General features: G+C 65.9%; 7 protein-coding genes and 1 tRNA gene. 5 read left to right on the plus strand and 3 right to left on the minus strand.

The annotated features are described in order from the left end of the window. Nucleotides 1–68: 68 nt before the first annotated feature. From HMPREF1136_RS07525 to HMPREF1136_RS07535, 3 genes are read right to left on the minus strand one after another with little or no spacing between them, the layout of a single operon-like run. The gene (locus tag HMPREF1136_RS07525) at nucleotides 69–1,151 is read right to left on the minus strand and encodes an adenosine deaminase (RefSeq protein ID WP_009648752.1); all 1,083 of its coding nucleotides are present in this window, start codon (nucleotides 1,149–1,151) and stop codon (nucleotides 69–71) included. Between the two features lie 3 nt (nucleotides 1,152–1,154). Further along, nucleotides 1,155–1,964 carry an alpha/beta hydrolase gene (locus HMPREF1136_RS07530; protein WP_009648756.1) on the minus strand — a complete coding sequence of 270 codons (810 nt, stop codon included), beginning with the start codon at nucleotides 1,962–1,964 and terminating at the stop codon, nucleotides 1,155–1,157. Continuing rightward, complete coding sequence (locus tag HMPREF1136_RS07535) at nucleotides 1,964–3,169, minus strand: pyridoxal phosphate-dependent aminotransferase (RefSeq protein WP_009648758.1); 1,206 nt, start codon at nucleotides 3,167–3,169, stop codon at nucleotides 1,964–1,966. Before HMPREF1136_RS07535 ends, HMPREF1136_RS07530 begins: the two co-directional genes overlap by 1 nt. 181 nt (nucleotides 3,170–3,350) lie before the next feature. Between HMPREF1136_RS07535 and HMPREF1136_RS07540 the strand changes: the two genes are divergently transcribed. The 5 genes from HMPREF1136_RS07540 to rplA all read left to right on the plus strand — a co-directional run bounded on the left by HMPREF1136_RS07540 (nucleotide 3,351) and on the right by rplA (nucleotide 5,997). Beyond that, nucleotides 3,351–3,423, plus strand: a tRNA-Trp gene (locus HMPREF1136_RS07540). A 34-nt stretch (nucleotides 3,424–3,457) separates the two neighbouring features. Then, nucleotides 3,458–3,754 carry a preprotein translocase subunit SecE gene (gene secE, locus HMPREF1136_RS07545; protein ID WP_009648754.1) on the plus strand — a complete coding sequence of 99 codons (297 nt, stop codon included), beginning with the start codon at nucleotides 3,458–3,460 and terminating at the stop codon, nucleotides 3,752–3,754. Between the two features lie 76 nt (nucleotides 3,755–3,830). Next, nucleotides 3,831–4,628 (plus strand): transcription termination/antitermination protein NusG, encoded by a 798-nt coding sequence (nusG, locus tag HMPREF1136_RS07550; RefSeq protein WP_009648757.1) that lies wholly within the window; start codon nucleotides 3,831–3,833, stop codon nucleotides 4,626–4,628. Nucleotides 4,629–4,789: 161 nt separating this feature from the next. Further along, nucleotides 4,790–5,221, plus strand: coding sequence for a 50S ribosomal protein L11 (gene rplK / locus HMPREF1136_RS07555; RefSeq protein ID WP_009648755.1), 432 nt, complete (start codon nucleotides 4,790–4,792; stop codon nucleotides 5,219–5,221). Between the two features lie 68 nt (nucleotides 5,222–5,289). Next, nucleotides 5,290–5,997 (plus strand): 50S ribosomal protein L1, encoded by a 708-nt coding sequence (gene rplA / locus HMPREF1136_RS07560; RefSeq protein ID WP_009648753.1) that lies wholly within the window; start codon nucleotides 5,290–5,292, stop codon nucleotides 5,995–5,997. Nucleotides 5,998–6,017 lie beyond the last annotated feature (20 nt).

Consider the following 6,017-nt stretch of genomic DNA (forward strand, 5'->3'; position numbering starts at 1 on the left):
CGTCGAGGTGGTCTGCACTTTGAGCGCAGGACCCCCGGGACAGCCCTACGCCGCGAGTCCCGCGAGCGCTACGCCGCAGGCTCCACCGCCAACCACGCGTCGATGTCGGCCTTCCACGCCGCCTTGCGCGAGGCCGAGGCCAGCGACGCGTCGATAGAAGACCGCGCCAACGATGCCAGGGCCTCGTCGGACAGGCCGAATACGTCGCGGGCGACCTCGTACTGGGCGACCAGGCGCGAGCGGAAGAGCAGTGGGTCGTCGGCAGCCAGGGCAATGCGAGCCCCGGCCGACAGCAGCGTCGGTAGCGGCACCTGCGAAAAGTCCGTGTAGACGCCCAGGTGCACGTTCGACGTGGGGCAGACCTCCAGGGCGATGCCCGCGTCCACGACGGCGCGCAGCAACGCAGGGTCCTCGCTGGTGCGCACCCCGTGCCCGAGGCGCGCGGGTTCCAACGTGGACACGACCTCGCGCACGGAGGCCGGACCCAGGAGCTCGCCGCCGTGCGGGACACCCACGAGACCGGCGCGGCGCGCGATGCGGAACGCGGGAGCAAAAGAAGCCGTCGACCCCACGCGCTCGTCGTTCGACAGGCCAAAACCCACGACCTCGCCGGGGCCGTCGCCCGCGAATGACGCTGCTAGGCGTGCGAGAGTGCGCGCGTCCAGCGGGTGCTTCATACGTGATGCGGCGACGATGACGCCGATATCGACGCCGGTCTCGCGCGAGGCTGAGCGGGCCTCGTCGATGATGATCTCCAGGGCCGGGGTGATGCCGCCAACGTAGGGCGCGTAGCTGGTCGGGTCGGCCTGGATTTCCATGCGCACGGATCCTTCGGCAGCGTCGTCCTCGGCGGCCTCGCGAATGAGGCGGCGCATTGCGGCTTCGGAGCGCACGAGGTGGCGCGCGGAGTCGTAGGCTCGCTGGAAACGGAACCACCCGCGCCCGTCGGCTGGCATGGATGCGGCATCGATGTGCAGCAGGTGCGGGGGCAGGCGCACACCCTGGGCGCGCGCCATGTCGACCATGGTGGCGGGGCGCATGGCTCCCGTGAAGTGCAGGTGCAGGTGAGCTTTGGGCAGGGTCGTGAGATTTCGCCTGCCCGCAGGCGTGGGGCGCGGTGCCGTCAGGTTGGGGACAGCGGGTGCGTCCACGGCCTAGTGCTCCCCGAGCCAGATGATGATGTCGCGGATCAGGCCCGGCCCCTCGGGTTCGTTGAGCAGCTCGTGGTACGCGCCGTCCACGATGCGCAGATGCACGTCCGCGTCGGGGTGGGCACCGCGCGCGGCCCGCACGAAGTCGCGCGATCCGCGCAGGTCTGCCAGGAGGTCGCCGGAGCCGTGCATGACCAGGGTTGGCGTGGTGAGGCGGTCGGCGCGCCGCAGCACTTCGTCGCCCTGCAGGATCATGGTTGCGCCCGTCAGGATCGGCACGCCGCCCTTGTATGTGAGCGGATCCGCGTCGAAGTCGCGCTGGACCTGCGGGTCGCGTGACAGGGGAGAGACCTTCATCTCGGAGGCTCCCTTTGTCACGACGAGGCCGGGGCTGATTCGCGCGACCGGCAGGAGTTTGCGGGCGCGGGAGGGGGAGACGTGGGGGAGGGGGCGCAGCGCTGGCGCGGAGAGGACGGTGCCGCGCAGCCGCGTCGGGTCCAGGATCGTCGACGCGGCTGCGATGATGCCGCCCATTGAGTGTCCGAACAGGAACAGGTCGGGGGTGCGTGCGTGGGCGAGGGTCGTCCGGCGTGCATCACCAAAGTCGCGGATGAGAGTACCCACGTCCACGCGGGCGCGGGGACCCTCGGAGGTCCCGTGGCCCGCGTGGTCGTAGAATGCGACGTCGTATCCGGCGCGGGTGAGAGCGGAGCGCAGGTGGACATAGCGCCCGGAGTGCTCCGCGTACCCGTGAGAGAGGAGGACGGTCCCGAGGGGCGTCTCCTCATCTGTCCGTTCGAACGAGATATGCATCAGGCGAAGAGCTCCTGTACGCGGGTGATACCTTCGACGAGGTCGTCGTCGGACAGGGCGTAGGAGAAGCGCAGGAAGCCGGAGGGGCCGAAGGCCTCGCCGGGAACCGCCGCGACCTCGACCTCGTCGAGGATCAGGTCGGCGAGTTCGCCCGACGTGTTAGCGACGCGTCCGCGGATCTCGCGACCCAGTAGGCGCTCGACGGAGGGGTAAACGTAGAACGCGCCCTTGGGCGTGGGAACGTCGAAGCCGTCGATCTGGCGCAGCATGTTGACAATCGTGCGGCGGCGGCGGTCGAAGGCGACGCGCATCTCGTTCACCGCATCCAGGGAACCCGAGACGGCGGCGCGCGCGGCCTCCTGGGCGATGTTGTTGACGTTGGAGGTCAGGTGCGACTGGAAGGACAGGGCAGCCTTGATGACGTCGGAGGGGCCGATCATCCAGCCCACTCGCCAGCCAGTCATCGCGTAGGTCTTCGCTACGCCGTTGAGGATGACGGCCTGATTCGCGAGTTCGGGCACCAGCTTGACGATGTGCGCGCTCTGCGCGTTCTCATACAGCAGGTGCTCGTAGATTTCGTCGGAAATGACCCAGATGCCGTGTTCGAGCGCCCACTGGCCGATGGCGGTCAGCTCCTCGGGCGTGTAGACGCTGCCCGTCGGGTTCGACGGCGAGCACATGAGCAGCACCTTCGTGCGAGGGGTGCGCGCGGCCTCGAGCTGCTCGACGCTCACCTTGTAGTCCTGGTCGGCACCTGCGAATACCTCGACGGGGGTCGCGCCGGCGAGCTTGACGACCTCGGGGTAGGTGGTCCAGTAGGGGGTCGGCAGGATGGCTTCGTCGCCGGGACCCAGCAGTGCGGCGAAGGCCTGGAACACGGCCTGCTTACCGCCGTTGGTGACGACGATGTCGGCGGGGGAGACCTCGTAACCGGAGTCACGCAGGGTCTTGGCGGCGATGGCTTCGCGCAGCGCGGGCAGACCGGCTGCCGGCGTGTAGCGGTGCATCGCGGGGTTGCGCGCGGCCTTGACGGCGGCCTCGACAATGTAGTCGGGCGTGGCGAAATCGGGTTCGCCGGCGCCGAAGCCGATCACCGGGCGGCCGGCGGCCTTGAGGGCCTTGGCCTTCGCGTCCACGGCCAGGGTCGCGGACGGCGTGATGGCGTTGAAACGATCAGAGACACGGGTGCGAGGTGTATTGGTCACCCCTCCATGGTCCCACGTCATGCGCCTGAGCGGGTTGACACCCCTGTAAAGCGCGCGTGGGCTACCTCTCATTTACGAGGCCTGGGGCGGAATTTCGGGGATTGTGCGGACTGGGGGTGAAACTCGGTTGGACAAAGTCGCATCACATCCACTAATGTTTCTCAGGCAGGTTTTCCTGCGTAGGGCAGTGGCGCAATTGGTAGCGCACCGGTCTCCAAAACCGGCGGTTGTGGGTTCGAGTCCCGCCTGCCCTGCGGATAAGGCTTTCATTTTCGCAGGAGGATTCCCATGGCCACAGAAAAAGCCTCGGACGTCGAATCCTTGCGCCGAGACCGTACGAAGGCGAGCGCCACTCGCAAGCGCGATGCCGCCGTTAAGGATAAGGCTAAGAAACCCGGTTTCTTCGCAGGCATCTTCCTTTTCTTCAAGCAAGTCATCGACGAAATGAAGAAGGTGACCTACCCGACCGGATCGGAAACCTGGACATACTTCGTTGTTGTCGTTGTGTTTGTCGCCGCAATCATGCTTTTCGCTGGTCTCCTTGACTTCGGATTCGGTAAGCTAAGTGCATTGATCTTCGGCTGAGACCGACGAACCCGCCCGCAGAAACCTGCAGGCGGGTTTCTTTCACGGTCCGGCCCTATTCGCAGGAGGAGAAGTCGTGAGCGACGAACAGTACAGCGAGGACCGGGTCCTCGAGGAAACCCAGGAAAAGGTCGAGCGGGAGACCGCCGAAGCCCTGGCCGACGGAGCTGCTCAGGAAGTCGTCGACGAGGTGATCGAGGAGGTTGCCTCCGAGGAAGTCGCGTCCGAGGAAGTGGAAGAGGAAGAGGCTGCACCGGCCTCGCCCGAAGAGGAAGCGATCGCTAAGCTGCGCCGCAAGCTCTACATGTCCCCCGGCGACTGGTACGTCATCCACACCTACTCCGGCCACGAGCGCAAGGTGAAGGCAAACCTCGAGCAGCGCATCACCACGCAGAACATGGAAGACTACATCTTCGCCGTCGAGGTCCCGGATGAGTACGTCATGGAATACCGTGGCACCACGAAGAAGCGCGTGCGCCACGTGCGCATCCCCGGCTACGCGATCGTCTGCATGGACTTCAACGAGGCCTCGTACCGTGTCGTCAAGGAGACCCCCGCTGTCACCGGCTTCGTGGGCGACCAGCACAACCCCGTGCCGCTCTCGATCGACGAGGTTGTCATGCTCCTGACGCCCAATGTCCTCGAGGAAGCCGCCGAGGCCGCCAAGGATCAGCCCGCGCCCGTGCAGGCCGTCCAGACCCAGTTCGAGGTCGGCGAGATCGTTACCGTCACCGACGGCCCCTTCGAGACTATGTCGGCCACGATCTCCGAGATCATGCCCGAAACCCAGAAGCTCAAGGTGCTCGTCACCATCTTCGAGCGCGAAACCCCGCTCGAGCTCGGCTTCGACCAGGTGGAGAAGCTCGAGCAGTGATGTCACCCACCCGGACTTGGGGACAGGCCCGGGTTGGAGTTATCATGCATATTTGTGTGCGTTGGGTGCACTGTGCCCACTGAACCCCAGTAGGCCCGCCTCCGACGCGCCGCCCTGGTCGGCACCCGTCGGCCAGAACTTCAGTAGAAAGACCCGCATTCATGGCAAAGAAGAAGAAGGTCACCGGCCTGATCAAGCTTCAGATCGCAGCCGGTGCAGCCACCCCCGCACCCCCCGTCGGCCCCGCACTGGGCCAGCACGGCGTGAACATCGTCGAGTTCACCAAGGCGTACAACGCGGCCACCGAATCGCAGCGCGGAAACATCATCCCCGTTGAGATCACCGTCTACGAGGACCGTACCTTCACGTTCGTCCTCAAGACCCCGCCCGCCGCTGAGCTCATCAAGAAGGCTGCTGGCGTCCAGAAGGGTTCCGGCACCCCGAACACCGCCAAGGTTGGTTCGATCACCATGGCTCAGGCTCGTGAGATCGGCGAGGCCAAGATGGCCGACCTGAACGCCAACGACGCTGACGCCGCCGCCAAGATCATCGCCGGTACCGCCCGCTCCATGGGCATCACCGTCGAGGACTGACACCAACCAACCCCCCGTGGTAGGGCAGGCGCTGCCCGACACCCACGACTGCAAGGAGAAGAAGCAGAATGACCAAGCGCTCCAAGAGCTACCGCGCAGCGGCCGAGAAGGTCCACGCGGACGTGCTGTACACCCCCTTCGAGGCCATGAAGCTGGCCAAGGAGACCACCGTCACCAAGTTCGATTCGACCGTTGAGGTCGTCTTCCGACTCGGTGTCGACCCCCGCAAGGCGGACCAGATGGTCCGTGGCACCGTTTCCCTGCCGCACGGCACCGGCAAGACCGCCCGGGTCTTGGTCTTCGCCGTTGGTCCGCGCGCTCAGGAAGCGATCGACGCAGGTGCCGACGAGGTCGGCGGCGACGAGCTCATCGAGAAGGTTGCCAAGGGCTACACCGACTTCGATGTCGCCGTTGCGACCCCCGACCTCATGGGCAAGGTTGGCCGCCTGGGCCGCGTCCTCGGCCCCCGTGGCCTCATGCCGAACCCCAAGACGGGCACCGTGACCATGGATGTCGCGAAGGCCATCAAGGAGATCAAGGGCGGTCGTATCGAGTTCCGCGTCGACAAGCACGCCAACCTGGCGTTCATCGTCGGCAAGGCTTCCTTCACTGCCGAGCAGCTGACTGAGAACTACGCCGCCGTCCTGGATGAGGTGCTGCGTCTCAAGCCGACCTCCGCCAAGGGCCGCTACCTGATCAAGGGTTCCGTCGCGACGACGATGGGTCCCGGCATCCCGCTGGATGTCACCAAGGTCAAGGACCTGCTCGAGAAGTGAGCCTCGCTCGCTGATTAAGC

The sequence above is a fragment of the Actinomyces sp. ICM47 genome (assembly GCF_000278725.1).
In the GTDB taxonomy this organism is placed as follows: Bacteria; Actinomycetota; Actinomycetes; order Actinomycetales; family Actinomycetaceae; genus Pauljensenia.